The 26996-nt window shown below is 73.2% G+C and carries 19 protein-coding genes; 9 read left to right on the top strand and 10 right to left on the bottom strand.

Features of this window, described 5'->3' with window-relative positions; translation table 11 throughout:
* Positions 1 to 6 precede the first annotated feature (6 nt).
* Positions 7 to 906, top strand: a complete 900-nt coding sequence (locus tag PV789_RS13745) for a Vgb family protein (protein WP_274977801.1) — start codon at positions 7 to 9, stop codon at positions 904 to 906.
* Positions 907 to 924: 18 nt separating this feature from the next.
* On the opposite strand, the gene PV789_RS13740 is transcribed toward PV789_RS13745, so the two are convergent.
* From PV789_RS13740 to PV789_RS13710, 7 genes are all read right to left on the bottom strand, one after another.
* Entirely contained in the window at positions 925 to 1884 is a 960-nt protein-coding gene (locus PV789_RS13740; protein WP_274977800.1) for an EamA family transporter, read from the bottom strand.
* The gene (locus PV789_RS13735) at positions 1881 to 2471 is read right to left on the bottom strand and encodes a TetR/AcrR family transcriptional regulator (RefSeq protein ID WP_274977799.1); all 591 of its coding nucleotides are present in this window, start codon (positions 2469 to 2471) and stop codon (positions 1881 to 1883) included. The genes PV789_RS13740 and PV789_RS13735 overlap by 4 nt, the downstream gene beginning before the upstream one ends.
* Before the next feature lie 136 nt (positions 2472 to 2607).
* The gene (locus tag PV789_RS13730; protein WP_274977798.1) at positions 2608 to 3882 is read right to left on the bottom strand and encodes an MFS transporter; all 1275 of its coding nucleotides are present in this window, start codon (positions 3880 to 3882) and stop codon (positions 2608 to 2610) included.
* Positions 3883 to 3886: 4 nt separating this feature from the next.
* Positions 3887 to 5002, bottom strand: a complete 1116-nt coding sequence (locus PV789_RS13725) for a SagB/ThcOx family dehydrogenase (RefSeq protein ID WP_274977797.1) — start codon at positions 5000 to 5002, stop codon at positions 3887 to 3889.
* 176 nt (positions 5003 to 5178) lie between these two features.
* Positions 5179 to 5886, bottom strand: coding sequence for a class I SAM-dependent methyltransferase (locus PV789_RS13720; RefSeq protein ID WP_274977796.1), 708 nt, complete (start codon positions 5884 to 5886; stop codon positions 5179 to 5181).
* 496 nt (positions 5887 to 6382) lie between these two features.
* Positions 6383 to 8107: a SpoIIE family protein phosphatase gene (locus PV789_RS13715; RefSeq protein WP_274977795.1), complete on the bottom strand. Its 1725-nt coding sequence runs from the start codon at positions 8105 to 8107 to the stop codon at positions 6383 to 6385.
* A 387-nt stretch (positions 8108 to 8494) separates the two neighbouring features.
* Positions 8495 to 9325 (bottom strand): NAD(P)H-binding protein, encoded by an 831-nt coding sequence (locus PV789_RS13710; protein ID WP_274977794.1) that lies wholly within the window; start codon positions 9323 to 9325, stop codon positions 8495 to 8497.
* A gap of 170 nt (positions 9326 to 9495) precedes the next feature.
* On the opposite strand from PV789_RS13710, the gene PV789_RS13705 reads away from it, so the two are divergent.
* Both PV789_RS13705 and PV789_RS13700 read left to right on the top strand, forming a co-directional pair.
* Positions 9496 to 10353 (top strand): helix-turn-helix transcriptional regulator, encoded by an 858-nt coding sequence (locus PV789_RS13705; protein WP_274977793.1) that lies wholly within the window; start codon positions 9496 to 9498, stop codon positions 10351 to 10353.
* 298 nt (positions 10354 to 10651) lie between these two features.
* Positions 10652 to 11773, top strand: coding sequence for an IS630 family transposase (locus tag PV789_RS13700; protein WP_274973572.1), 1122 nt, complete (start codon positions 10652 to 10654; stop codon positions 11771 to 11773).
* A gap of 49 nt (positions 11774 to 11822) precedes the next feature.
* On the opposite strand, the gene PV789_RS13695 is transcribed toward PV789_RS13700, so the two are convergent.
* Both PV789_RS13695 and PV789_RS13690 read right to left on the bottom strand, forming a co-directional pair.
* The gene (locus PV789_RS13695) at positions 11823 to 13319 is read right to left on the bottom strand and encodes a carboxylesterase/lipase family protein (protein WP_274977792.1); all 1497 of its coding nucleotides are present in this window, start codon (positions 13317 to 13319) and stop codon (positions 11823 to 11825) included.
* Between the two features lie 21 nt (positions 13320 to 13340).
* A complete protein-coding gene (locus tag PV789_RS13690; protein ID WP_274978133.1) occupies positions 13341 to 14246 on the bottom strand; it encodes an MBL fold metallo-hydrolase in 906 nt (301 codons plus the stop codon).
* 185 nt (positions 14247 to 14431) lie between these two features.
* Between PV789_RS13690 and PV789_RS13685 the strand changes: the two genes are divergently transcribed.
* The 6 genes from PV789_RS13685 (at position 14432) to PV789_RS13660 (ending at position 25584) form a co-directional block, all read left to right on the top strand.
* The gene (locus PV789_RS13685; protein ID WP_274977791.1) at positions 14432 to 17221 is read left to right on the top strand and encodes a helix-turn-helix transcriptional regulator; all 2790 of its coding nucleotides are present in this window, start codon (positions 14432 to 14434) and stop codon (positions 17219 to 17221) included.
* 147 nt (positions 17222 to 17368) lie between these two features.
* Positions 17369 to 17956, top strand: coding sequence for an XRE family transcriptional regulator (locus tag PV789_RS13680; RefSeq protein WP_274977790.1), 588 nt, complete (start codon positions 17369 to 17371; stop codon positions 17954 to 17956).
* Between the two features lie 123 nt (positions 17957 to 18079).
* Positions 18080 to 18991 (top strand): class I SAM-dependent methyltransferase, encoded by a 912-nt coding sequence (locus PV789_RS13675; protein ID WP_274977789.1) that lies wholly within the window; start codon positions 18080 to 18082, stop codon positions 18989 to 18991.
* A gap of 303 nt (positions 18992 to 19294) precedes the next feature.
* On the top strand, positions 19295 to 21625 hold the full coding sequence (locus PV789_RS13670) for an ATP-binding cassette domain-containing protein (protein ID WP_274977788.1): 2331 nt from the start codon (positions 19295 to 19297) through the stop codon (positions 21623 to 21625).
* A 122-nt stretch (positions 21626 to 21747) separates the two neighbouring features.
* Positions 21748 to 24282, top strand: a complete 2535-nt coding sequence (locus PV789_RS13665) for a DUF1963 domain-containing protein (protein WP_274977787.1) — start codon at positions 21748 to 21750, stop codon at positions 24280 to 24282.
* 330 nt (positions 24283 to 24612) lie between these two features.
* Positions 24613 to 25584 carry an MsnO8 family LLM class oxidoreductase gene (locus PV789_RS13660; protein WP_274977786.1) on the top strand — a complete coding sequence of 324 codons (972 nt, stop codon included), beginning with the start codon at positions 24613 to 24615 and terminating at the stop codon, positions 25582 to 25584.
* Positions 25585 to 25624: 40 nt separating this feature from the next.
* Here PV789_RS13660 and PV789_RS13655 read toward each other — a convergent pair whose 3' ends face one another.
* A complete protein-coding gene (locus PV789_RS13655; protein WP_274977785.1) occupies positions 25625 to 26977 on the bottom strand; it encodes a hypothetical protein in 1353 nt (450 codons plus the stop codon).
* Positions 26978 to 26996: the final 19 nt, after the last annotated feature.

The following is a 26996-nucleotide window of genomic DNA, read 5'->3' as shown; positions in this document are numbered from 1 at the left end:
ACACCTGTGGCACACCGCCTCCAGCAGCGTTCCGTACGCGAGTACCCCGTGGCCGCGCAGGGCTCCGGACCGTACGGCCTCACCGCCGGGTCCGACGGTTCGCTGTGGGCCACGCCCGTCCACGACGGCCGGATCGCCCGCATGGCACCGGACGGCTCCGTCACCCTGTACCCGCTGGACTCGGCCGCGTGCGCGCCCTCGATCATCACCACGGGCCCGGACCGCGCGGTCTGGTTCACCCGTACCAAGGACGGCAGGATCGGCCGCGTCACCGCGGACGGCGGGACCGACTCCTTCGCCCTGCCGACCCCTGACGCCCAACCCTTCGGCATCACGAGCGGGCCCGACGGGGCGCTGTGGTTCACCGAGATGAACGCCGACCGTGTCGGTCGTATCACCACCGACGGGGAGGTCGCCGAGTTCCCCCTGCCGACGAGGGGAGGGTTCCCGTCGTTCATCGCCTCCGGGCCCGACGGAGCCCTGTACTTCACCCTCAACCAGGCCGACGCCGTCGGCCGCGTCACCGTCGGCGGGGACGTGACCCTTCATCCCCTCCCGACCAGCCAGGCGGGGCCCGTCGGTATCACCGCGGGTCCGGACGGCGCCCTGTGGTTCGTGGAGACCGCCGCGGGCCAGATCGGTCGCCTCACCGCGGACGGGCGCATCCGGGAGTTCCCCCTCCCCCGGCGCGACTCGCGCCCCCACGCCATCGCCGCCGACCCCGCGGGCGGCTGCTGGTTCACCGAGTGGGGCGCGAACCGCGTCGGGCACATCACGGCGGAGGGCGACATCGACCTGTTCGACCTGCCCTCGCCCTCCCGTGAACCCCATGGCGTCGCGGTCACCGCGGACGGAACGGTCTGGGTCGCCCTGGAGACCGGCAGTATCGCCTCCCTGGCACTGTGAGGCCCCGCGACCCGTCACTCACGCCGGTTCGCGGTCACCGGTCACCGGCGTCCCCGCCGCACGGGCCGGTTCGGCGGGCCGCGCCGCCGGGCCGGGGGCCGGGGCGATGGCGAGCGTGACCGGGACCAGGGCGATGAGCCCCAGGCCGAACCATCCCGCGCCGGTCAGCGTCTCCCCGACGACCAGGACCGCCAGGAGCGCCGCGACCGCGGGTTCGCTCAACGTGACCGTGGTGGCCGTGCTCGCCGAGACCCGGGTCAGGCCGAAGCCGAAGAAGAGGTAGCCCAGGAACATGGGCACCAGCGCCATGTAGGCGGCCACCGCGAAGGCCTGCCCGGAGGCCACCAGGGGGGCGCCGGTGAGCGCGAGCACCGGCATGAGCAGCACGCCGCCGCAGCCGAAGACCGCCCCCATGGACGCCGCCCGGTCGATGCCGCGCCCCATGAGGGTGTGCGCCGCCCAGGAGAACGCGGCGTAGGTGAGGCCCGCCACCAGCCCGAGCGCGACACCGGCCGCCGTCCCGCCCGGCGAGGCGGCGGGTGCGGCCGTGTTGGACACGCACAGCAACACGCCGCCGACGATGCCCACCGCCGCGGCCAGCATCCACCACCGGCTCAGCGGTGTGCGCTGGACCACCAGCTCCAGCAGGCCGGAGGCCAGCGGTGCCGACGCCAGGGACACCACGGTGCCCACCGCCACCCCCGCCAGGTGCATCGAGCCGTAGAACGCCAGGGGGTAGACGCCCACGGCCAGGGCTCCCACCGCCACCAGGGGCAGGTTGTCCCGCAGACGGGAACGGGCCGCCGCCAGCGCGGGCAGGGCGATCAGCGCCTGGAGCAGGCCGCCGATCCCCAGGGCGGCCGAGCCGATGGCCAGGGGCCCGGCCTGCGGGGCGAAGGTCGCCGCGGTTCCGGTGGTGCCCCACAGGACGGAGGTGACCGTGATGGCCGCGATGCCCAGCGAACGGTGGCGGTTCACAGCGCGTCCACCAGGGCCGCGGCGATCGCGCGCGCCTCCAGGAGGCGGTCCGGTGCTCCCTCCAGTCCGGCCCGGGCCATGGAGCCCTCCAGGAGGAAGGAGCAGTGCCGGGCGGTGCGCGCCGCCGTGTCGGGGTCGGTGATCCGCTCCAGGTGCCCGGCCACGAGCGCCTCGATCTGCTCCTTGTGCTCGCGCACCCGCGCCCTGCCCGGTGCGCCCGCGGGGAGTTCGGCCGCGGCGTTGAGCAGCCCGCAGCCGCGGAACCCGTGCTCGTAGGCGGCCGAGGCGTGGTCGACGTAGGCGTCGAACACCGCCAGGACCCCCTCCCGAGGGGTGTCGGCCTCCTCCAGGCGGCGCCGGTACAGGTCGAGCCACTCCCGGTGCCGCTCCTGGAGGTAGGCCAGCGTCAGCTCCTCCTTGGAGGAGAAGTTGTTGTACAGGCTCATCTTGGCCACACCGGCCTCGGCGGTGACCGCGTCGATGCCGGTGGCGGTCATGCCGTGGGCGTAGAACAACCGCGCCGCCGCGCCGAGCAGCTTCTCCCGGGCCGAGCCCGCACGCGGCCGGGCCTCCTCGACGTTGGCCATGGTGCACCTCCGGTGTCGTATTTAGGTAGACCAGTCTACCTATATCTGACGGCGGACCTCTCCAGCGGGCCCGGCGCCCCGCTCGCCGGGGGCGTGCGGGGCGCTCAGGGATCCCCTGGCCCGGGCCGGGGCCCGCTCACACCCCGGCGCGCTCCGCTCCCTCCCGGAACACGCGGCCGAACACCAGGGGCGCGGCCAGCAGCAGGACACCTCCCACCGCGAAGGGCGCCGGGAGCCCGAGCCCTCCCAGGAGGCCGCCGGTGAGGACCCCCAGGAGAACGGAGGACTGGGCCAAGATCATGCGGGCCATGGACGCGCGTCCCAGGATCGGCTCCGGCGTCACCGCCTGGAGGATGGAGCCCGCGCTCACCGCGATCGTCGTCGCCGCCAGGCCGAACACGCCTAGTGCGAGGGCTCCCACGACGACGCCGGGAAGGAGTCCCATGGTCAGCAGGGCCCCGCCCCCGAGGAGGTGGGCCGTGATGAGCAGGGGCCCGTGGCCGCACCACCGCCCCAACGGGGCGCACAGGAACGAGGCCGCCAGCGCCCCCACCGGGGACAGCATCGTGTAGACCCCGAACAGCGCCTCCGGGACGCCGAGGGTCCGGGTGATGTAGAGGACGAGAATGGCCGACGCCCCGCCGGTGGCGAACCCGGAGACGGCGGCGGCCGCGGCGAACCCCCGTTGGACGCGGTCGTCCCTGACGAACCGGAGCCCCTCCAGCGCCTCGCGGGTCAGTGAGTGGCGCTCCGTGTCCGGCGCCCGCCCGTCCCCCTCCCTCTCCCCCTCCCCGCCGGGGGAGCGCACCGCGGCGGGCACGGCGAGCAGGAACAGCACCCCCACCAGGTACACCCCCGCGTTGAACAGCAGCGCCGTCCCCGCGGAGAGGGCGAACAGCAGTCCCGCGAGCGGGCCGCCGAGGAAGTCCGAGGCCACCACACGCGTCCCCTGCAGGCGGCTGTTGGCCGTGACCAGGAGGCCGCGCGCCACCAGCACGGGCAGCAGCGCCCGGGCCGAGCCGTCGTGGAAGACCTCGCAGACCGCCAGGGCGAAGACGAACAGGCACAGCCCCCAGACGGGGACCGGACCGAACCAGGAGACCACCGCCAGCACACCGAGCAGCACGCAGCGCACGACGTTGCCGACGACCATGGCGCGGCGCTTGTCGATCCGGTCGATCAGCGCCCCGGCGTGGAGTCCGAACAGCAGCCAGGGCGTGTAGGCCGCCGCGGTCAGCATCGAGACCGCGAGTGGGTCGGAGGTCAGGGCGGCGGCCATGAGCGGGAAGAGGGTCAACAGGACGCCGTCGCCGAGGTTGGCCGACGTGTGTCCGGCCCAGAAGCGGTGGAAGGCTCCCCCCAGTCCCACTACCGACGGGGCGTCCCCGGCCTGTGAGGAGTCGGTGCCCATGCGCCTACTCGAACCTGGCCCTGCGGTATCCCTCCACGCTCATCGGCGGGTGGGTGAGAACCGCTTCCCCGTCGGCGTCCACGGCGGGGACACCGGCGGAGAGGACGTACAGCGCGGTCTCCCGGACCCCGTCGACGCCCAGCAGCTCCTCGACTGCCGAGTCGTTGAAGGCGGCGGTCTGGAAGGGGCCCAGCCCCAGCGCCGTCGCCGTCAGGGCGAAGGTCTGGCCGAGGTGCCCGGCGTTCATCAGCATGACCCGGTAGGCGCGGGGGTGGCGGTACTTGAAGCTCAGACGTGAGACGACCGAGGTCAGGACCACGGAGAAGGGCGCCTCACCCACCCCTGACTGCGAGTCGCACGCCAGGGTCAGGCGGTCCCGGAACCCGCCTTCCCGGAGCAGTTCCAGGGAGTGCTCCCGGACGTTGTAGTGGTAGGTCCCCGGAGCGATTCCGGCCACGTCGGTGACGACCGCGTACGCCTCCAGTTCGTGCCGGGCGCCGCCGGAGGGGCTGGTGCGCAGCATGAGGGCGCCGAACTGCTCGGCGTCGATGAAGTCCTTCGCTCCGAAGGTCATCGCCATGAGGGTCGAGAAGACCTCGCGCCTGACGGGCGCGTCGACGAAGTCCCGGTGAGTCCTCCTGCGGTAGAGGACCTCGCGGTAGGAGTGCCCGGGGTCCTTCTGGTGACGGGGGAGGAAGATCCTGTCCGCGTCCCTGTACTCCTTGAACACGGGGGGAGAAGGGTCCTTCGTGAGTTCCTCCCGGACCTCGTCGGTGCTCTCCGTGAAAGGGACGTCCCTGGTGGAGAAGTGGAATGAGACCCCCTCCTTCCCCCAGGGCGCCCAGGCATCGAAACCCCCCGACCCGGTTCCGGCCTCGCCCTGTTCCCCGGGTTCGAGGAAACCGAGGGCGGCAAGGGAGGAAACCGCGCTTTCCAGGACGTCCTCCTCCAGCCCCAGGTCCTGCGCGACATCGGAGACGGATCGCAACTCGGAAAAACTGTGGAGAACGCTCACGGTGATCGGTTCGGTGCTGATCCTGGCCTTCGTCAGCGGGTTCTTGACGAAGAAACCGGACGCGTCCCAGAAGCATTCGAGGTGCTTGGCCGACCTGTACTTCACAGTACCGCTCCCTGTAAGACGAGGAGGTCGGCCCCGCCGAGGGGCCGACCTCCTCCGGCCACGTGCTAGCTGGCGCTGAACACGATGATAATGGTGATCTCTTCGACGGACTCGATCTTGATCATGGTCTTCTCCTTAGCTGTTGGATCCACGATCCAACGGGGGGATTTCCGCAGTCAGTCCGCGGAATCTGTACGCCTGGCGACGTACAGAGCCTTGGGGTGTTTCCCGTTGTCCAGGCCCTCCTCCAGCGCTCCCGCGTGGAAGCCCCGGACGCAGACGAACTCCAGACCGGCGGAGGCGATGCCTTCGAGGATGCGCTCATGCGTCAGGTGACGCAGCCGGTGCCGCGTGATGGAGCGTTCCCACAGTTCACCGCCCCGCACCCGAGCGAAGGAGTCCGCCTCCAGGTCGATGGATCCGCCGGGAACGAAACCGGTCGGCGCCAGCGGTGAGAAGGCGATGAACCCGTCGTCGGAACGGCGGATGTTGGGAGCCTGGGAGAGCACGCGGAAGGACAGCTCGGTGTTCACTTCCACGACCAGGAGTCCGGCGGGCACCAGCACCCGCGCGGCCTCGGCGAAGGCCGCGTCAAGCTCCTCGTCCCCCGAGAGGTAGTGGAACGCCTCGCCCGCGGAGACCACGGCGTCGAATCTCCCGGACGGCAGGGGGAGATCCGCCAACCCTCCCACGAGGAAATCGATCCCCCGCATCTCCTCTTTGCCCTCCGCTACCGACACCATCGCGGGAGAGAGGTCGACTCCGGTTACCCTGTATCCGTTCTTATGGAGTTCCACAGAACTGTTTCCGGTGCCGCAGCCGAGATCGGCCAGCCTTTCTCCGGGAGCGCCGAATTCTTTCAGGAGGTCACTGAACAGGTTCATCCATCGGTAGTAGTCAGGAGTTCTCGATGTCGCGTCGTATTGACTGGCAAGCTCTTCATAGGCTTCCAGGGGAGACGCCGAGGGGGGATGATCGGAAATCTTCGGCCTCCAAATTCAACCCTCAGGTGATTGAGTAGAAATTATGGCAGGGGAAGTACCCCGTCAAGAGTCTGGCCAGATACGGACATCAGTGGTAAGGCAGTACTCCTAAACCGGGGAGAACCGGGGGGAACAACCAGGTCACCAAGGTTTTCGCAGAGGGATAACGGGTTCGCGCGGACGGGAGCGAGAGACCCGAAAGAAGGGATGGGGGCCTTGCGGGGACCCGGTGGGCGCGGTCTCGGAAACGCCGTTCCCTCCCGGTCCGCCGAGGAACGGGGCGTCCGGGTCGTCGGAGGTCCTCGCGGCGTGGTCATGCCGGACGGGTCCGGGCGGGTGTGCGCACGTGCGGGACGGAGGCCCCGGTTCCGGCCCCCTTTTCCGGGCGGCCGCCGCTTCAGCCGCCGGTCGGAGCCGCCGGAACGCGGATCGCGAGCAGGGCGGCGTCGTCGTCGTTGCCGCTCGGCCGTGCGCGCTCCAGCAGCTGGTCGGCGAAGGAGTTCAGGGGTCGGTGCGCGAGGGAGGCCGCGTGCTGGCGCATGCGGCTGAGGCCCGTGTCCAGTGACTGCCCCCGGGCTTCGATCAGGCCGTCCGTGTAGAACACGAGCGTCGATCCCGGAGGCAGGACGATGCGCGCGTCGGCGCGCGGCCGCGCCATCCCCGTGCCGAGCAGGACCCCGCTTCCCTCTTCGAGGTAGCGGGTGATGCCGTCGTGGTGGACGAGCAGGGGCGGGGGATGCCCGGCGCTCGACCACAGCAGTCCCCACCGTCCGGCCTCGTCGACCGTCAGGTGGGCCAGGACGAGGGTCGCCATGTGGACGTCGCTGATGCGCTCCAGGGCCTGGTCCATGCGTTCGAGCGTGCGGTGGGGGGACTGCTCCCGGGCCCAGGTGTAGGCCCGGAGCATGTTGCGGAGCTGGGCCATCCCGGCCGCCGCGTCCAGGTCGTGGCCGACGACGTCACCGATGACCAGGGCCGTGTCGCCGTTGGGCAGGGGGAAGGCGTCGTACCAGTCGCCGCCGACGTGCGAGACGTCCGGTGCGGGCAGGTACCGGGCGGTCATCTCCACTCCCGACAGCCGTGGGAGCTGGGGCAGCAGGTAGCGCTGCATGGTCTCGGCGACCTGGCGCTGGCGCTGGTGGTGGCGCGCGTTCTCCAGGGCCAGGCCGACGCGCCGGGCGATGTCCTCCAGAAGGGCGAGGTCGTCGCGGGTGAAGGGGTGCTGCGAGCCCGTGCGCCCCAGGGTCAGAGCGCCCAGCACCTCACGGGGCCCGCGGACGGGGGCGATGGCCGCGGTGTTGATGCCCGTCGCCTCGAACAGCCTGCGCTGTTCCACCGCGATACCGGTGTCGGGCGGACCGGCGTAGATCTCACGGTCGACGAGGGTGGAGGCGGCGCCCCGCAGTGCCTTGGACAGGGGCATGCTGGAGGTTTCGGGCACCGGGGGCATCGGACCCTGTAGGTCCTCGCGCACCGTGGGCCTGCCCTGGTCCGCCTGAACCACCAGGGAGCGGAAGACCTCGTCGCCTTCGGTGATCAGGTCGATGATCGCCCAGTCCGCGAGGCGTGGAAGCATCAGCTCCACCACCCGGAGCAGGGACTTCTCCACGTCCACGTTGTTGATCAGGTGTGCGGTGGTGTCGGCCAGCAGGGCCAGCCGCTCCGTTTCCGACAGTGTCCGGCGGGGGAAGGCGGTTCGCTCGGGGTTCCCCCCGTCCTGTTCGACGGCCTGGAAGAAGACCAGTTCCGCGATCCGGGAACCGTCGGGCTCACAGGGGACGGCGGACCACGACACGGGGAGGAGCGTGCCGTCGCCGCGCTCGAACCAGGACTCCCCAGCGCGGGGGAAGGGGCCGGAGGGTCTCCCGTGGGAGGCGTCGTCCGCCTCCTCGACGGCCTTCCGGCCCCGGGCGTCCCGGTGCAGCGATCGGACGTCGTGCCCGAGCATCTCGTCCGCCGATCGGGCCAGCAGGCGCAGAGCGGTGGCGTTGACCGCGACCAGGCGGTCCCCCTCGTCGACGGCGTACACGCCCGCGTTCACGCGGTCCAGCGCCTCCATGAGGAAGCGGTGCCGATCCGACGGACCGGCCGAACCGCTGTAAGTACCAGAACCATCGCCCACAGCGGCTCCTTGTCTCGCGGGCCCGCCCGCACGCGCCCCGGCCGGGGCGGGCACACCCGGTGCGTGTCCGCCATGCCCGCGCAGGGCCGTCAGGCCGGAAACGCTCGTGTCCGTTCGAGGAGCGGGACGAGTCCCGCGGCGGCCGGTACCGGCGGGGCGCCGGCGCCGGGGGCTCTTCGCCTGCACCGGCCCGCAGCGGACACGACCACCTCGGACAACGTACACCAGGGCATCTGAGCGCGATGGCCTCGCCTCGCCCCGGCGTGCGGGGGCGAGCCCGGGGGCACCGGTCCGCCTGAGGGGTCGGGGTCGAGGCGGGCCCGGGGACGGGCGAGGGCACCGGACCGCCGACCGCGGGGCGGGCCCGTCGCGGGCCCGCCACGCCGCTCACGCCGCGGACCACTCCCGCGGGCGGGCCCGGACGAAGTCGGCGAAGGCGCGGGGCGGGCGGCCGGTCAGGCGCTGGACCGTGTCCGTGACGAGGTCCTCGCTGCCCCCGGCGATGTCGGCGTCCACCCGGACCAGCGCCGAGGCGAAGGGCTCGGGCATGCCCGCGTCCAGGTTGCGCCGGACCAGTTCGGCCGCCGGGGCGGGCGTGTGGCGCACCGGCCGACCGGCGGCCCCGGCGATGACCGCCGCCGCCCGCGCGTACCCGAACGACTCCGGACCGGTGAGCACGTGTTCGTCGGCCACCGGCCCCGGCGCCAGGAGCAGCTGCGCCGCGACGGCCGCGATGTCGGCGGCGTCGATCCACCCCAGCTTCCCCTCGCCGGTCGCCGAGCGGATCTCGCCGCGCTCGCGGATGCCCGCCGCCACCGGGTGCGCCCCGGTGAAGTTCTGCATGAACCCCGACGGACGCAGCACCGCCCACTCCGGGAAGGGCCGCACGGCCTCGCCCAGCTCCGCGACGCCGGAGGCCTCGGACAGCCGCGCCAGCGAACCGAGCAGCACGACGCGCCGCACCCCGGCGGCCCGGGCCGCCTCCAGGAACGGCCCGGCCGTCGGCATGGGGTCCAGCGTCATCGGCGGCGGCACCAGGTACAGGGCCCGCGCGCCGTCGAGTGCCCGGGCGTGCGTTTCGGGGTCGGCCCAGTCGAAGGGCACGCCGCCGGGTTCCGGCCTGCGGCTGGCAACGCGCACGTGCGCGCCGCGGGCCCGCAGCGCCTCGGTGAGGGGGCGGCCGGTGTTGCCCGTGCCGCCGGTGACGAGGATGCTCATGTCTTCGGTCCCTTCGGATGTTCGGTCCGTCTGCGTCTGCTTCGTCCGGTCCGTGTCGTTCGGCCCGTCCTCGGTCACACTGGCGGGGCTCGCCGCGCGGGGGAACGGCGGCGTCGTCCCCGGACCAGTGGTCCGTGGTCGGCCGATCGCGCGCGTGGCAGGCTGGGGGCGTGGACAAACGAGAACTCGGCGGATTCCTGCGCGCCCGCCGCGAGGCCCTGCGCCCGGCCGACGTCGGCCTGCCCGAGACCGCGGGCGGACGCGCGCGGCGCACACCGGGGCTGCGGCGCGAGGAGGTCGCCGACCTGGCCGGGGTCTCGGTGAACTACTACGAGCGGCTGGAGCAGGCCCGGGCTCCGCGCCCGTCACCGCAGGTCATCGACGCGATCGGGCGGGCCCTGGCGCTGTCGGAGGCGGAGCGGGCGCACCTGTCCCGGCTCGCCGGGCACGCGCCGCCCGCACGGCCCGGCCCGACCGAACAGGTCCCCTCGGGGGTGCTCGCCCTGCTGGAGCGGCTCGGCCCGGTCGCCGCCTACGTCTGCGACGCCCGCCACGACGTCCTGGCCTGGAACGGCCTGGCGTCCGCGCTGATCACGGACTTCGCTGCGCTGGCCCCGGCCGAGCGCAACGTGCTGCGGCTGTCCATGCGCCTGGGCGGGACGGTGTGTTCGGCGCCGCCGGAGTCGGCGGGCGGGTTCGAGGCGCAGACGGCGGCACAGACTCGCGAGGCGCTGGCCCGCCGCCCGCACGACTCCGCGCTGCGGCGGCTGGTCGGCGAGTTCGCCGAGCGCGATCCCGGGTTCGCGGCGCAGTGGCGGCGGCACGACGTGCGTCCGCGTGCGACGCTGCGCAAGCGCGTGCACCACGGCGAACTCGGCGTGCTCGACCTGGACTGCCAGACCCTGGCCGTGCCGGGCACCGACCTGCGCGTGGTCATGTTCAGCGCGGAGCCGGGCACCCTGGACCACGACAAGCTCACCCGCCTCCAGCTCGGCCTCGCGGTCCCCGAGCCCTCGTCACGGCGCTAGGTGTATTGACCTGAGCGGCCAGTCGTCCTCGACCACGCATCGGGCCAGCGCGAGGCGTCCGGCGGGGGTGAGGCGGGCGTCGGCGTGGGTAGTGTGGGGCATCGAGGGCCTTCCGGTCCGGTGGTAGATGTCGCAATCCACACCGTTGCCGGAGGCCCTCTTCGCTTGTGTCAGGCGGGGCGGGTGTTACCAACCTCAGTGGTCAATACACCTAGTGCTGTGGCCGGGAAGGTTCGCCCGGGTCAGTGATCGATGCCAGGGTTGACCGCAACACCAGCAGTCAACCCTGGGAGCCGCGGTGTCCGCACCCCTCAAAGCCCGCAGACTCACCAACCCCGAGGGCCAAAAACTCCAACGCATCGTCCGCCGGGGCAGCACCAACACCGTCCGCTACCGGCGAGCGATGATCATCCTGGCCTCGGCCAGCGGCAACACCGCCCCCGTCATCGCCCGCCTGGTCGCCGCTGATGAGAAGACCGTGCGCGAGGTCATCCACGCCTTCAACACCCAAGGGCTGAGCTGCCTGGACCCTAAATGGGCGGGAGGCCGTCCCCGCCTACTCACCCCCGACGAGGAAGACCTCGTCCTGAAGACGGCCACCACCCGCCCGACCAAGCTCGGCCAGCCCTTCACCCGCTGGTCGCTGCGCAAACTCGCCGCCCACCTGGCCCACCGGCCCGGACCGGGCCTGCGCATGGGCCGCGAGACCCTGCGAACGCTCCTGCACCGGCATGGCATCACCTTCCAACGCACCACGACCTGGAAGGACTCGCCCGACCCCGAGGCCGATGCCAAACTCGACCGCATCGAGCACGTCATGGAGCACTTCGCCGACCGGGTCTTCGCCTTCGACGAGTTCGGACCGCTGGGCATCCGGCCCACCGCCGGGACGGGCTGGGCCCGCAAGAGCCGCCCGCACCGCCTTCCGGCCACCTACCGGCGCACCCATGGCGTCACCTACTTCCACGGCTGCTACTCGGTGGGAGACGACACCCTGTGGGGCATCAACCACCGGCGCAAGGGCGCAGCCAACACACTCACCGCGCTCAAGACGATCCGGGCCGCCCGCCCGGACGGCGCCCCCATCTACGTGATCATGGACAACCTGTCCGCACACAAGGGCCCCACGATCCGCTCCTGGGCCCAGCGCAACAAGGTCGAGTTGTGCTTCACCCCCACCTACGCCTCCTGGGCCAACCCGATCGAGGCGCACTTCGGGCCGCTGCGCCAGTTCACCATCGCCAACTCCCACCACCCCAACCACACGGTGCAAACGCGGGCGCTGCACGCCTATCTACGGTGGCGCAACGCCAACGCCCGCGACCCGGACGTGCTCGCGGCCCAGCGCCGTGAACGCGCCCGGGTACGCAGCGAGAAGGGTGTTCGTTGGGGAGGCCGACCGCTATCCGTAGCGGCGTGAGGGCACCCGGGCGAACCTTCCCGGCCACGGCACTAGCGGGGGCTGTTCCTCACGGCGTCGTCCAGGCCCGCCGCTCCGCGCTCCGGGGGTCGTCCATCTGGACCCACTCGGTGTCGATGCGCATCGTGGCCCGGCGCTCGTTGTCGTAGGGGGTCCAGCCGGGGTCGCCGGTCCTGGCGAACCGGATCCAGGTCTGGTGGACGCGGGCGGCCAAGTCGGCGGGGAGATCGCCGCGCCCCAGCAGACCGCCCGGTCCGCGCAACCGCGGCAGGTGCGCGAGGTCGAAGACGAAGGGCAGCTCGACCGCGTGGGCGGCGCCGAGTTCTCCGCCCAGGGCGTCGGAGCGCCACGCGAACTCGTAGCCGAAGGTGGCGGACTCGGGGTGGCGGGCGTGGGCGCTGGCCAGGGCCCAACTGCCGGCGCCGAACAGCGCGTCGCCCATGATGGCGGACCGCAGCTCGCCGAAGGACGCCCCGGGGCGTGCCCCGCGGTACGTCTGGACGAGCCGCGCCGGGTCCGGGTGCGAGCGCGCGGCGGCCGCGTCGACGTCGGACGCGGTCGAGGTGGAGTAGCGGCCGACGGGGGCCAGGTAGAGGTTCCCCTCCTCGGTGTTGGTGCCGATGAACAGGTCGACGTCCGCGCCGAGCCCGGCGGCGACGGATTCGGCGGGCTGCGTGTCGAGGACCAGGCTGAAGGGGCTGAGTCCGATCAGCGGGTCGCGGTGGGTCCCGGTCCGCAGGTCGATGCCCGCGAGCTTGGAGGCGGCCTCGACCAGGCGGTCGTCGGGGATCTGGGCGAAGGCGTCGTCGTCGGGCCGCACGCCCAGCAGGTCTGCCGCGGCGCGGGTGACGCGGGCGGCCTGCTCGGTCGTGAACGCCCCCAATCCGCTGCCGCTCTGGACGATGGCCCGGCGGAACAGGCCCGTGGCCTCGGGGGTGGCCAGGACGGCGCCGACGATGGTCGCCCCGGCCGACTGGCCGAAGAGGGTGACGTTGCCCGGGTCGCCGCCGAAGGCGGCGGCGTTCTCGCGGACCCAGCGCAGCGCGGCGACCACATCGAGCAGGCCGCGGTTGGCGGGTGCTCCGGGGAGGTCGAGGAACCCGGCGATGCCGAGCCGGTAGTTCAGGGTGACGAGTACGACGCCGTCACGGGCGAAGCCGCTGCCGTCGTACATGTCCGAGCGTGTCGAACCGGCGACGAACCCCCCGCCGTGGACGAACACCATGACGGGCAGGCCGCCGTCCGCGGTCTCGGGCGTCCAGACGCTGACGGTGAGGTAGTCGTCTCCGCGGCTCCAACCGTCGCCGAAGTAGGGGGACATGTCCACGCCGCCGAGTCCGCGTTCGGCCTGCGGCGCGTTGGGGCCCGGCACGGCGGCGTCCCGTACGCCGTCCCAGGGCTCGTGGGGTCGCGGCGGCGCGAACCGGTCGGCGCCGAGGGGAGGTGCGGCGTACGGGATGTTCAGGAAGGCGGCGGTGCCGTCGCGGCGCCGGCCGCGGACCGCTCCCTGCGCGGTGGTCACGACGGGGTCGGGGTGGTGGTTCACAGGTATGCCTTTCCGCTGGTCTCAGCCCTGGTCGGTGTACGGGGCGAAGGGGGCCCAGCCCTTGACGGCGAACTTGTCTCCGTCGCGCACCACTTCGGCGGCGCCGTGGCCGCCCAGGTGCGCGGGGATCACGAGGGCGTTGTCGTCGGCCGCCCTGCCCAGGACCTCGCGGCGGGTGGCGCGGGCGCCCGCGGGGTCCTCGCAGAAGCAGCTGTTGGCGTCCGGTTCGAGGATCTGCACCGGGTTGTGCAGCAGGTCGCCGACGAACACGGCCCGGTCCGTTCCGGAGGCCAGGGTCAGCACGGAGGAGCCGGGGGTGTGCCCGGGGGCGGCGTCCAGGCGCAGGTCGGCGTCGATCCGGTGGCTGGTCTCCCACAGCAGCGTCTGACCGGCCTCGTGCACGGGGGCCACGCTGTCCTCGAAGACGTTCTGGTTGCCGCGGCCGAGCCGCGGCTGGTGGCCGTTGGCGGGGTTCCAGAAGTCGAAGTCGTCCTTGGGCACCAGGTAGGTGGCGTTGGGGAAGGTGGGCACCCAGTTCCGGCCGTCCAGGTACGTGTTCCAGCCCACATGGTCGATGTGCAGGTGTGTGTTGACCACGATGTCCACGTCCTCGGGCGCGACTCCGGCGCGGGCGAGATTGGCCAGGAATCCGGTTTCGAGACGGCTCCACACGGGCGCGTACGGGCGCTCCTTGTGATTTCCCACACCGGTGTCGACGAGAATGGTCTTTCCCCCGCTGCGCAGTACCCAGGTCTGGATCGCCGAGTTCACCGTATTGGCCTCGAAATCCACGAAATACGGGCTCAGCAAGGGGGTTCCGTCGTTCCAGACCTCCTTGGACACCTCCGGGAAGAAGGTGTCGGGCGTCATTTCCACGGAACCGTAGTACTCCCGGACCCGGGTGATCGTGACATTGCCGAGTTGCATTTGTTCCATGAGGGTTCCCCAGTAATTCGGATGCTTTCTTGGGACCCTACGGGCGGCCCCGGTGCACGCGGTATCCGTCACGTGACTGCACCTGCGCACACGCCCCGGCAGCGGCTGCGCCGCTTGTAGCCTGGGGGCCGAGGCAAGGCGGCTCCGACCGGGGAGCCACGACTCCTGGAGACCCCGTGGGCGAGCACGCAGGCGGTTCCGGTGCGATCGCGGGGCCGGGGCGGGACCCCGCGGACCCGATCGTCGGCCGGGACGCGGAACTGGCGCGCCTCTTCCGTGCGGTGGACTCCGCGTCGGCCGAGCGGGGTCTGGTGCTGGTCGGCGACCCGGGCACGGGCAAGAGCGCGCTGTTGGACTCCGCGGCGCGCCGGGCCCGGGCGGACGGCGCTCTCGTGCTGCGCGCCGAGGGCAGCGAGTCGGAGTCGAGCCTGGCCTTCTCCGCGCTGCACCAGCTGCTGAGGCCCGTGTCGGCCCAGGTGGACGCGCTGCCGCAGAGGCAGCGCGCTGCGGTGCGCGACGCCTTCGGTGCGGGGTCGGCCACGGCCGAACCCGACCTCATGCTCGTCGGGGTCGCCGTCCTGGGCCTGTTCTCGGCCCTGGGTGAGCGGCGCCCCCTGCTCGTGGTGCTGGACGACGCGCAGTGGTCGGACCGCGCCTCCCTGGACGCGCTGTCCTTCGCCGCCAGACGGCTGGAGGGCGAACCGGTCACGATGCTGTTCGGGGTCCGCGCCGGCGCCCGCATTGCGGGGCTGGACCGCCATCTGCCGACGCTCACCCTGGGGGCGCTCGGCGACGAGGCCGCCGACCGGCTGCTGGACATGCAGCCGGGCAGCCCCGTCGGCCGGACCCGGGCACGGATCCTCGACCAGGCCGGCGGGAACCCGTTGGCCCTGACCGAACTGGCGAGGGCGTCCGCCGCACCCGACGCGCCCGCCAGGACGCCCTCCTCGGGCCCGCTCCCGCTCACCGACCACCTGGAGCGGGTCTTCGCGGCCCGTCTGGACGGCCTGCCCGACTCCAGCAGGCGGGCCCTGCTGCTCCTGGCCGCCATGGACGGCGCCGACTCCGCGATCGCCGCCCCGACCGGACTGCCGCACGCCGAGGACGACGCGTGGCTGCCCGCCGAGCGGGCCGGGCTGGTGCGGCGGACCGGCCGGGACGTCCGGTTCCGCCATCCCCTGGTCCGGTCGGCCGCCTACCACGCCGCCTCCCCCGCCTCGCAGCGCGAGGCCCACCTCGCGCTCGCCGGAATACTGCGCGACGAACCGGACCGGCGTGCCTGGCACCTCGCCGCCGCGTGCACGGGCCCCGACGCGGCCGTGTCGGCGGAGTTGGAGCGCAGCGCGGGACGGGCCCTCCGCCGCGGCGGCTACGCGGCGGCGGCCAGCATCCTGGAGCGCGCCGCCGAACTCGCACCGCGGCGCGGGGACAGGGCCAGGCTGCTGGTCGAAGCGGCCACCGCGGCCGTGTTCACCGGCGACATCTCCTGGGTGGAGGAACTGGCCGCCGAGGCACGCGCGCACACCGACGACGCGTCGCTGCTGGCCTCCCTGACCGCGCAGGTCGGACGGCTGTCAGTGCTGACCGTGCGCCACTCGGTGGTCTTCTCCCGGCTGGCCGGTGCCGCCGAACAGGCGGCGGCCGCACAGCCCGCCACCGCGCTGGACCTCCTCGCCGATGCCGCCGTGGTCCGCTTCTACTCCGGAGAGGACGCCCAACGGCACCGCGTCCGGGCCGTCCTGGGGCTGCTTCCCGAGGAGGAGTCGCAGGCGTGGACGCGCGCCTGGGTGAGGGCCGTCTCGGACCCCTTCGACGACAGGGCCGGGCACCTGTCCGTGCTCGCGTGTTCGGCGTCGCAGGCGCGGCGTCGGCCCGACCGGCTCACCGCCCTCGCGGTGATGGCGTGGCTCCTGGACGAGACCCCGCAGGCCGTCCGCGCCTTCGACGAGGCGTTCGACGGCTGGCGGTCGCGGGGGCCGCTGCCGGAGGGCCTGGAAGGCGCGGCCGCCTGGAGCTATGTGGAACAGGGACGGTGGGATCGGGCACGCGAGGCCTGTGCCCGCACCGCCGCCGTCGGGGCGAGGGCCGGTCTCGACCACGCCATGGCGTGCGCGGCCGCGGTGGACGCCACCGTGCTGGCCTATCAGGGCGACACGACGGCGGCCCGTGCCCGGATCGGGGAGGTGTTCGCCCTGGTCGATCCGTTGGAGAGCCGCGCCGTGGCCGTCTACGCCCGCCGCGCGCTCGGTGCCGCGGCGATCGCGGACGGCGCGTACGAGACCGCCTACGACCACCTGCGCACGGTCTTCACCGCCGACGGCGACCCGGTGCACTACCACGCCTCCCACCCGGCCCTGGCGGACCTGGCCGTCGCCGCCGCACGGAGTGGTCGGCGCGCGGAGGCCGGCGCGATCGTCGAGCGTTGCGCACGCGCGCTCGGGGACGGCGCCTCGCCCCGCCTGCGCGCGCTGATCAGCCGGGCCCGCGCCCTCCTGGCGGACCCCGAGGAGGCCGAGGCGCACTTCCGGGCGGCCCTGGCCGATCCGCGGCTGGAGCACTGGCCCTTCGAGCGCGCCCAGACCCTGCTGGACCTCGCCGAATGGTTGCGGCGCCGTCGGCGCGTCGCGGAGGCGCGGGGGCCGCTCACCGAGGCTCTGGAGGTCTTCCGGCGTCTGGGGGCGCGCCCGTGGATCGAGCGCGCACGGTCCGAATCGCGCGCCGCGGGCCTCGACGTCACGGACGCGGTCCCCGACGCGCTCTCCCGGCTCTCCCCGCAACAGCAGCAGATCATCAGGCTCGCCGCCCGCGGGCTGACCAACCGGGAGATCAGCGAGAGGCTCTTCCTCTCCCCGCGCACGGTCGGCTCGCACCTCTACCGCAGCTTCCCCAAGTTGGGTGTCACCGCCCGCTCCCAACTGCGCGACCTCGTGGAGAGCGCCCTTCCGGCGGCCGGTCACCGGGGATGAGGCCCGTCCGCCAGGCGCGGACCGGCGGTACGGGGCACCGCGCTGTGGACGACCGGCCTCGGACGTGTTCTCCCCCGGTTGGGCCCTCGTGTTCGCCGCGACCGACCCCCACCCTCACCCTTGCATAGCAGGCATACCATAATGCTCATGACGCAAGAAGACGGAGAACTGGACGGCCTCGTGCGCAGGCGCATCCGCGCTCTGCGGGTGGCGCAGGGCTGGTCCCTGGAGGAACTGGCCCGCCGCGCCCACCTGAGCCAGTCCTCGCTCAGCCGCATCGAGAACGGTCGGCGCCGCCTCGCCCTGGACCAGCTCGCCACCCTGGCCCGCGCACTGGACACCACGCTGGACCAGCTCGTGGAGACGGCCGACGACGACGTCGTCATCAGTCCCATGATCGACGGCGCCCGCGGCCGGATGCGCTGGCCCGTCAAGGGCGACCCCGGCATGAGCGTGGTGCGCCAGCGCGTGACCGACCCGCCGCCGGACAACCCGGCCCGCATGCGCGCCCACCCCGGGCGCGAATGGCTCGTCGTCCTGTCCGGCACCGCGACGCTCATGCTCGGCCACCGGCGCTTTCGCGTCGAGACCAACCAGGCGGCCGAGTTCCCCACGATGACGCCGCACGCCATCGGCGCCGAGGGCGGCCCGTGCGAGATCCTGGGCATCTTCGACCGCGACGCCCGCCGCGGCCACCAGCGAGAGGAGGACGACCCGGAGGCCCAGGACGCCTGAGGAGCGGCCGCGCCGCCCGCGCGGGGACCGCGTCTTGCGCGTCCGGCAGCACATCCGGCCAATGTCTTGCGCAAACCGGGAACCTTCATGCTCTGGGAGCATGGGCGTCCTACTGTGGAGGACATGAACCAGACGCACCCGCACGACCACGGCCACGAGCACGGCCACGGCGCCCAGCACGACCACCACCGGGGACACGGCCACCAGGAACACGAGCACCAGGAGTACGACGCCGACGTCCAGGCGGAGATCCTCGACCTGGACGCCGAGGTCCTGGCTGAGCACACGGACTCCATCACCGCGTGGCTGCCGCTGACGGCGGACCCGCGCCGGATCGTGGACCTGGGCTGCGGCACGGGCGCGGGCACCTTCGCCCTCCTCGACCGCTTCCCCGACGCTCGCGTCACGGCCGTCGACACCTCCGACGGACACCTCCAGCGGCTGAACGCCAGGGCGCGCGCCCTCGGCGTCGAGGAGCGGGTGCGCACCGTGCGGGCCGACCTCGACGCCCCCGACTGGCCCGACCTCGGCTCACCGGACCTGGTGTGGGCCTCGGCCTCGATGCACCACATGGCCCGCCCCGACCGCGCGCTGCGCAGCGTCCACGACGCGCTCGCGCCCGGCGGCCTGTTCGCCGTCGTCGAGCTGGCCGGGTTCCCCCGCTTCCTGCCCGAGGACGCCCCCGAGGACCGGCCCGGCCTGGAGGAGCGCGTCCACGCCGCGGCCGACCGCCTCCACACCGAGCACATGCCCCACCGGGGCGCCGACTGGGGCCCGATGCTGACCGCCGCCGGTTTCACGGTCGAGGGTGAGCGCACGATCGCCGTGAACATCGGGGGCTCCCAGAGCGAAGCGGTCGGCCGCTACGCGCTCAGCGGCCTGCGGCGCATCCGCACCGGCGTCGCCGGAGAGCTCTCCCCGGAGGACCTGGCCGCGCTCGACCGGCTCCTGGACACCGACGGCCCGCACAGCATCCTGCGCCGCGACGACCTGGCCGTGCGCACCGAACGCGCCGTGTGGGCCGCACGCCGCTGACCCCGGGCCCGGGCAGTCCCGGATGCCCGGCAGGCAGCCCCAAGCATTGATGAAGGGTGGGCGGCGGTGCGACGCCGCCCACCCGCCGTCACTCCACGCGGGGGACGGCCGCGCAACGCGGGGAAGTCGGCCCCTTCGGGGGGCTCTCGTTGTCGGGGGCGCGGACGGGGAACCCTCCGGTTCCGACTCCACCCCGCCCGCCTCCCCGGCGGGAGGGCCGGTGCGCGCCGCGGTTGGCCGTGGCCGGGCGGTCCGCGGGTCTGCGGGTCCTCTCCGGTCCCGTGACCGGGTAATCCTTGTCCCATGGACAACCACGACGACCGCATCCGGGTGCGCGGCGCCCGCATCCACAACCTCAAGAACGTGGACACGGAGCTGCCCCGCGACGCCCTGGTCGCCTTCACCGGCGTCTCCGGGTCGGGGAAGTCCTCCCTGGCCTTCGGGACCCTCTACGCCGAGTCCCAGCACCGGTACCTGGAGTCGGTGGCGCCGTACGCCAGGCGCCTGCTCCAGCAACTCCCGGCCCCGGAGGTGGACGACGTCACCGGGATGCCGCCCGCCGTGGCGCTCGCCCAGCCGCGCTCGGCGCCCTCGGTCCGCTCCACCGTGGGCACCCTGACCACGCTGTCCAACACGCTGCGCATGCTCTTCTCCCGGTCCGGTGTCTACCCGCCCGGGGCGCAGCGCCTGGACTCCGACTCCTTCTCCCCCAACACCGCGGCCGGGGCCTGCCCGACGTGCCACGGAGAGGGGGTCGAGTACGAGGTCACCGAGGCTTCGCTGGTGCCCGACCCCGGGTTGAGCATCGCCGAGGGAGCGGTCGCCTCCTGGCCCGGAGCCTGGCAGGGCAAGAACCTGCGCGACATCCTCGACACCCTCGGGTACGACGTCCACCGGCCCTGGCGGGAACTGCCCCAAGGCGAGCGCGACTGGATCCTGTTCACCGAGGAACAGCCCGTGGTGACCGTCCACCCGGTCCGCGAGGCGGGCCGTGTCCACCGGCCCTACCAGGGTAAGTACAGCAGCGCACGCAGGCTGGTGCTCAAGGCGTACGCCTCCTCCGCCAGTGAGGCCCGGCGGCGCAGGGCCGCCGAGTTCATGGTCGCCCGGACCTGCCCGGAGTGCGGCGGTCGGCGGCTGCGGCAGGAGGCGCTGCGGGTCACCTTCGCCGGGCACACCATCGCCGAACTGGCGGCGCTGCCCCTGACCGAGCTGGTGGCCCTGCTGCGCCCCTGGGCGGAGGACACGGGTGCGGCGGGGGCGCTGGTCGGGGAGATCACGGCACGGGTCGGGGTGCTGGCGGAGCTGGGGCTGGGCTATCTGAGCGCGGCCCGACCGGCACCGACCCTGTCCACCGGGGAGTTCCAGAGGATCCGGCTGGCCACCCAGCTGGGCACGGGGCTCTTCGGGGTGGTCTACGTCCTGGACGAGCCCTCCGCGGGCCTGCACCCGGCCGACGTCGAGGCGCTCTCGAAGATCCTCCGGCGCCTGCGCGACGGCGGCAACACCGTGTGCTTCGTCGAGCACGACCCGGACGTGGTGCGCGGCGCGGACTGGATCGTCGACGTCGGGCCGGGGGCGGGCGAGCACGGCGGGCGCGTCCTGTACAGCGGACCGGTCCCCGGCCTGCGGGAGGTCCCGGAGTCGGTGACCGGCCGCTACCTGTTCGGCGACGAGGTCCCGGAGCACCCGACCCGCACCCCCGGCGGGTACCTGGAGCTGCGCGGGGCCGCCCGCAACAACCTCAAGGGGCTGGACGCCGACGTCCCCCTCGGCGTGTTCACCGCCCTCACCGGCGTGTCCGGCTCGGGAAAGTCCTCCCTGCTGGCGGAGATCGGGGACCGGGCCGCCGAACACGGCCGGGTGGTGTGGGTCAGCCAGCAGCCCATCGGGCGGACACCGCGCTCCAACCTGGCGACCTACACCGGGCTCTTCGACACGGTGCGCAAGCTGTTCGCGGCCACCGAGGAGGCCCGCGCGCTCGGTTACGGGCCCGGCCGGTTCTCCTTCAACGTCGTGGGGGGACGCTGCCCGGAGTGCGAGGGCGAGGGGTTCGTGTCGGTGGAGCTGCTGTTCCTGCCCACCACCTACGCCCCCTGCCCGACCTGCGGCGGCTCGCGCTACAACGACGACACCCTCCGGGTGCGGTACCGGGGGCGCACGGTCGCGGACGTGCTCGCGATGTCGGTGGAGGAGGCGGCGGGGTTCTTCACCGAGGAGCCGTCGGTGCGGCGCTCCCTGGAGACCCTCGCCGGGGTGGGCCTGGGCTACCTGCGCCTGGGCCAGCCCGCGACGGAACTGTCCGGCGGCGAGGCCCAGCGGATCAAACTGGCCACCGAACTCCAGCGCCGCCGGGTCACCGGCACGGTCTACCTGCTCGACGAGCCCACCACCGGCCTCCACCCCCACGACACCGACGTCCTCGTCAGCCGCCTGCGCGACCTCGTCGGCGCGGGTGCCACCGTGGTGGCGGCCGAGCACGACATGCGGGTCGTGGCCACCGCCGACCACGTCATCGACCTGGGCCCGGGCGGCGGATCGCGGGGCGGACGGATCGTCGCTCAGGGCACGCCCGCACAGGTCGCGGCGGCCCCGGACAGCCGCACGGGCTCCTACCTGAAGGGGGTGCTCTGACGGGGCGGCCGTCCGCCCTCCGCCGTGTGCCGCGGTGGTCACCTCTCGACACGGTAGACGCGGGTCCGGCCGAAGGCATGGTCGCGAAACCGTGTGTCCGAACTTGCCCCTAGTCTTCCGGCATGTACGAATCTGAAGCAGGAACGGCCGGTTCGGGCGGCGGTACGGACACCGCTGCCCGGATGGCGTCAGCGGTGCGGAACTGCCTCGCGCCGCTGCGGGTGTCCGAGGCCCACGAACCGGTCGTCGAGCACGTGCTGAGCGGCACCCGCCCGGAGGCCCTGGCGGCGTTGCGGGAGCGGCCGACCGGCGCCGACATGGTCGCCAAACCGGACGCGGTCTGGTCGGCCGACCGACTGGCCGCCGTCGCCGACGCGCATCCCGGCTGGTCGCTGCGGGAGGCCGACGCGGCACGGCTGGTGGTCTACCGGTTCGCGCCGATCGACCTGCTCGTCCGGTTCGGGCAGGTACTGCACGCGGTCACCGGCAACGCCCCGTCATCCGGGGAGCCGTCGTGGCTCCTCGTGCTGGCCGACGACGTGCTCCGTGTCCACGGCTCCGCTGATGGGACCGGCACTGACGGGACCGACGCCGACGACGTCCAGCGGCGGTGGGACCCCCACACCCTCACCGAGGTCGCCCGGGCGGGCGGCGAACCCGGCCGGACTCCCGTGCACGCCGCCCTGTCGGCGCTGCTGTACTCGGACTCCGGTTACTGGCCGTTTCGTCGGCACCGGCTTCTGGAGAGCGAGGCGGGCGTCGCGTTCCTCGCCCGGCACTCCGACGCGCTCGCGGACGTCGTCACCGGGTCCGGTCTGAACACTCGCAGGTACGTGGCGGACCGGTGCGCGCACAGCCCGGAGGCGCACGCGGAACTCGCCGCCGAACTGGCGGTGGACGCCGAGGCGAGCGTTCGCGCTCAGGCGCTGTCCGCGCTGGCCCGGACCGACGGCCCCCGGCAGGTGGACCTGCTGCAACGGCACCTGCGGACCGCGCCGCCGGACATCCTGCCGGACGTCCTGGCCCGTCTGGCCGACCTCGACGGCGGTGTCGCGGCGATCGAGGAGGCCCTGGCCGATGACGGCGCCGGGCCGAGGGACCCGGAGCGCGAGCGGCTGCTGCGCCGGACCGCCTCCCGGGTGCGGGCGCTGAGAACCGAGGAGGCCGCCGTCCCCGTGCCCGACGTCGCCGCTCCCCAGGACGCGGACCTGGCGGAGGAGCTGCGGGCGCTGGGGGCCGGGGGCGGCACCGACGGGGACCGCTCCTGGCACCGCGTCGAGGGGCGGCTGGCGCTGATGCCCGACGTCCGCGCCCTGCGGGACGCGTTCCGCGCCGCCGGGCTGTCCGACGCGGACCGGCGGACAGCCTCGCTCCTGGTCACCCGCACGGACCACCACAGGCGCAAGATCGGCGCCTTCCTGTCCCCTGAGAATGCCGAGCGCTGGTGGCCCCTGTTCGCCGAGCGCCTGGACCTGGCGGACGAGTACCTCGACGGCGGCGACGGGAAGCGGCATCCGGACGACTCCGCCGTGGACACGGCGACGATGATCCTGACCATCCTCGAACGCTTCCCCACCGCCCCCGAGGCCCTGGTCCCGCGCCTGACCTCGCTCGCGCTCGGCGCGAACCGCCACCGCCTGGCGGCCCGGCGTGTGCTCGGCGACCACCCGGACGCCCGGGCGGCCGCGGCGGCCGCGCTGTCGGACGCCGACGCCCGGACGCGGTCGTCCGCCGCGGAGTGGCTCGCGGGGCTGGGCGAGCCGGGCGTGGTGGGGCCGGAGCCCGGCTGGGAGTTCGGCGCGGGGGTGCTGCACCCGTCGGTGAGGGCCCTGCCCGCGTCGGTGCTCTGGTGGCTGGACCGGTTCCGGGAGCAGGCGCTCGGCAAGGGGGTTCCGGCGGCCGACGTCGACCGGTGGCTCGGGCTGGCCCGCCCGAAGCTGCGGACGGCGCGCGACGGCACCGGCACGGTCGTCGGCAGGCTCGGCACTCCGCTGATGCTCCCGCCGGACGCGCCCACCCCGGGCACGGTGTGGGATGACGACGACCCCGACAACCGCGACGACCACCAGCTCATCGCGACGCTCGACCTGGCCGCGATCCCGCCGGAGGCCACCGACATCCCGCTACCGCCCGACGGCCACGTGCTCCTGTTCGCGAACGTCGAGTTGGACGAGTTCGTCATTCCGGGCGGCGCCGTGTACGTCCCGGCGGGGACGCCGGTGGAGGAGCGGGAGGTCTCACCGAGCTACGAGCCCTACGAGTACGACTCCCCCGAGGACCTGGACGAGGAGCTGCGGCGCACCGGTGACCTGCGTCTGATCCCCGGCGTGGGACTGCCCTCCTGCCCCGTCGAGGAGGAGGCCCTCGCCCTGCACCCCCACGCGGAGACGCTGCAGGAGGTCTGGTCCGAGCAGTCCGACGAGGGCGGCGAGTGGCAGATCGGCGGATACGCCGCGGACTTCGACGGCTACGGAGACCCGGCACGCGCCTCGGCGGACCCGGAGGAGGGCGGGCCCGGCTCCGACCCCGAGGACTGGGTCCTGCTCGCGCAGTGGGTCGGGGTTCCGATGGGAATCCTGTACTGGACCATCACCCGTGAGGACCTCAAGGCGCGCCGCTTCGACCGCGTCGTGGTGCAGATGTACTCCAACCCCTGACGGTGCTGCGGAAGCGGGCCCCGGCCGCCGGCGCGGCCGGGGTTCGCGCTCCTTGACTGAGGACTGACGGCGCCTTGCGACTTCGGTGCCGGACCCTTTCCCATCGGCGTGCGCTGTACGGGATCGGACTCCGAAGGGGTACGGCCAACCACTGCCTTTACGATGTAGATCGCAACTATTGTCCGTGAGAGTGGAACGCCTGTGAGCACACGGGCGGGGCCGCTGGTGCTCCCGGGGCCGGAGATCCTTCCGGCCCGCAGGGCTCGCGGCGAGTACGCTCCGGGCGGAGGAAGATGCGCTGTCCCACCACACGGACGGAGGCGAGGACCGATGCGGGTCTCCCTGCTTGACCGCTCACGGACGCGCAGCGGCGAGTCCGACGCGCAGACGATCGCGACGACCGTCGAGAGGGCCGTGCGAGCGGAGGAACTCGGGTTCCACCGGTTCTGGACCGCCGAACACCACGCGGTGCCCGGTATCGCCAGCTCGGCCCCCACCGTGCTGCTCGCGGCCATCGGCGCCCGCACGCGCGATATCCGCCTGGGCACGGGCGGGGTCATGGTCCCCAACCACAGCCCGCTGGTGATAGCTGAGCAGGCGCTGCTCCTGGAGGCGCTCTTCCCCGGCAGGATCGACCTGGGACTGGGCGGTTCGCTCGGCTTCACCGCTCCGATCCGGCGTGCGCTCGGGCGCACCGCCCTGGGCGAGGGCGAGTACCCGGCCGACGTCGAAAGGGTCCGCGAGTACCTGAGCGGCCGGGCCGGGATCACCGCCAGGCCCGGTGTCGCGCCTCCGCCGGTGTTCCTGCTCGCCGTCCGGGAGGGGCTGGTACTCGCAGCCGAGCTGGGGCTTCCGGCGGTGGTCGGAGGGCCGGTTCTTCGTGACCCTGGCAGGATCGCCGCGTACTTCGAGGACTTCCGTCCGAGCCCGACCGCGCCCGCTCCCTACCTGGTCGTGAACGTGGACGTCTCCGTCGCGGAGACCGAGGAGCGCGCCCGCGACCTGCTGCTGCCCGAGGCGTGGGCGTACGCGGACTCGCGGGAGGTCGGGGAGTTCCGCGCGCTCCGGCCCGTCGAGGAGGTGCGCCGGTTGCTCGGCGAGACGAACCGCGACAGGAAGCGCAGGGACGTGCAGGGCTGGATGGACTCCGCGATCGCGGGCACTCCCGAGCAGGTGGCGGACGGGCTCACCGACCTCCTCGACCGCACCGGCGGTTCCGAGTTGCTCGCCAACGTCAGCACCTACGACCGCGACGAGGTCCAGAGGACCGACGAGTTCCTCGCATCGCTCCAGGCCCGGTGACGGGTCGCGTGACCGCCGGGCCGTGCCCGTCACCGGGGCATCAGGCGGCGAGCTGTCGGCGGAGCCGGTCGATGATGGCCTGACGCGCGGGTGAGTGGGCGGGCGCTGTCTCACGTGGAGGGGCTTCATCGGCGGCGATCGGCCCGCCTCCCGTGAGCGAGACCAGGATGCGTTCGGTGAGGGCCGGTTCGAGTTCGCAGGACCCCTCACCCACCGGTTCCGCGATGTCCGGCTCCTCCCCTCCCCTGCCCGGATCGGGTGGTCGAGGCGGGGCCGGTGGGTGCAGGAGTTCGCCCGGCACCGACCGGCAGGGGCCTCCGCACACCCGGCAGGTGCCGCCGGGAACGTTGCGAACACCGGGGTGCTCGGGACAGGTGCGCACTGCCGTGCCCCGGGCGTCCACGTCGAACCCCGGCGGACGGGCGAAGGGGTCGCCGTCATCGGGATCGCGCCCCTCGTCGGGCCTTCGGGACGCGGGAATCCCTGCCTGCCAGGGTGTTGTGGGCGCGATCCCCCGGCCCAGGACTCCCGCGAGAAAGGCGCGGGCTTCGACCGGGCCGCGCAGGCGCAGCATCAGGGCCGGAAAGGGGCGGCGCAGTCTCTCCACGCCCCGAACGAGGGCGGTGAGTTCCTGCTCTGTCAGGCCCGCGCCGCGCAGGCGCAGCAGGGCGCGGGTCAGGGCGGCCCGGTCGGTGCGCGGGTCGTTGAGGGCGGCGTCGGGGACGTGCCGGAGCAGGGGGTGTCCTTGCGAGGGCTGGACATGCGGAGGGGGTGCGTTCCGGGGATGCGCGTGTGGAGGACGTCCGTGCGTGCTCGGCCGCGCGGGTTCGGGCCGCTCTGCTGTACCTGGGCTCCTCCGGACGGAATCGGGGCGCTCGTCGGAGGAGAGGTGAATGGGATACAGGTGTGTGGGTCGATTCGACCCGTCGCCGAGGTCGATTCGAACCGTCGCGGCCTTCCTGATCCGGGGGCGGGTGGTCTCGTCGAGGGGCTCCTCCCCCAGGGCCGCGCGGACGGCGTTGATCTCCTCGCGCACCTGGTCGGGGAAGTCCTCGGCGGGGATCCGGAGTTCAAGGACGAGCGGAAGGCGGTCGTGCGAGCGGGTGCGTTCCTTGATGTCCTCGGCGAAGAAGGCACGGGTCTGGCCGGGGTCGAGTTTGCGGACCAGTCCGGCGGCGATGAGGTCCGCGATGGCGCGCTTGGCCACGGAGAGGCTGAGCAGGTGGCCGGACCGGCTGACCAGGGTGTCCAGGCAGAGGAAGCACCAGCGGCCGTCGAGGTCGGCGGCGCGGGCGATGACCGTGGCCGCGACGAAGGAGCGGGATGTGGGGAAGAGCCCGGCCTCGCGGGCTTCATTGACCCAGATGTCCGGTATGAAACCAATTCCGCGCATTGCCCCGCGGGGGCGTTGA

The organism is Nocardiopsis camelliae (assembly GCF_028993595.1).
Lineage (GTDB): Bacteria > Actinomycetota > Actinomycetes > Streptosporangiales > Streptosporangiaceae > Nocardiopsis > Nocardiopsis dassonvillei.
This window is presented reverse-complemented; position numbering and strand designations above follow the sequence as displayed.

What these genes read in the sequence shown, in the direction of transcription:
- PV789_RS13670 (WP_274977788.1), top strand. Translation starts at nt 19,295, where the DNA reads ATGGACAACCACGACGACCGCATCCGGGTGCGCGGCGCCCGCATCCAC.
- PV789_RS13680 (WP_274977790.1), top strand. Translation starts at nt 17,369, where the DNA reads ATGACGCAAGAAGACGGAGAACTGGACGGCCTCGTGCGCAGGCGCATC.
- PV789_RS13690 (WP_274978133.1), bottom strand. Translation starts at nt 14,246, where the DNA reads ATGCAACTCGGCAATGTCACGATCACCCGGGTCCGGGAGTACTACGGT.
- PV789_RS13730 (WP_274977798.1), bottom strand. Translation starts at nt 3,882, where the DNA reads ATGGGCACCGACTCCTCACAGGCCGGGGACGCCCCGTCGGTAGTGGGA.
- PV789_RS13675 (WP_274977789.1), top strand. Translation starts at nt 18,080, where the DNA reads ATGAACCAGACGCACCCGCACGACCACGGCCACGAGCACGGCCACGGC.
- PV789_RS13665 (WP_274977787.1), top strand. Translation starts at nt 21,748, where the DNA reads ATGTACGAATCTGAAGCAGGAACGGCCGGTTCGGGCGGCGGTACGGAC.
- PV789_RS13655 (WP_274977785.1), bottom strand. Translation starts at nt 26,977, where the DNA reads ATGCGCGGAATTGGTTTCATACCGGACATCTGGGTCAATGAAGCCCGC.
- PV789_RS13735 (WP_274977799.1), bottom strand. Translation starts at nt 2,471, where the DNA reads ATGGCCAACGTCGAGGAGGCCCGGCCGCGTGCGGGCTCGGCCCGGGAG.
- PV789_RS13720 (WP_274977796.1), bottom strand. Translation starts at nt 5,886, where the DNA reads ATGAACCTGTTCAGTGACCTCCTGAAAGAATTCGGCGCTCCCGGAGAA.
- PV789_RS13710 (WP_274977794.1), bottom strand. Translation starts at nt 9,325, where the DNA reads ATGAGCATCCTCGTCACCGGCGGCACGGGCAACACCGGCCGCCCCCTC.
- PV789_RS13660 (WP_274977786.1), top strand. Translation starts at nt 24,613, where the DNA reads ATGCGGGTCTCCCTGCTTGACCGCTCACGGACGCGCAGCGGCGAGTCC.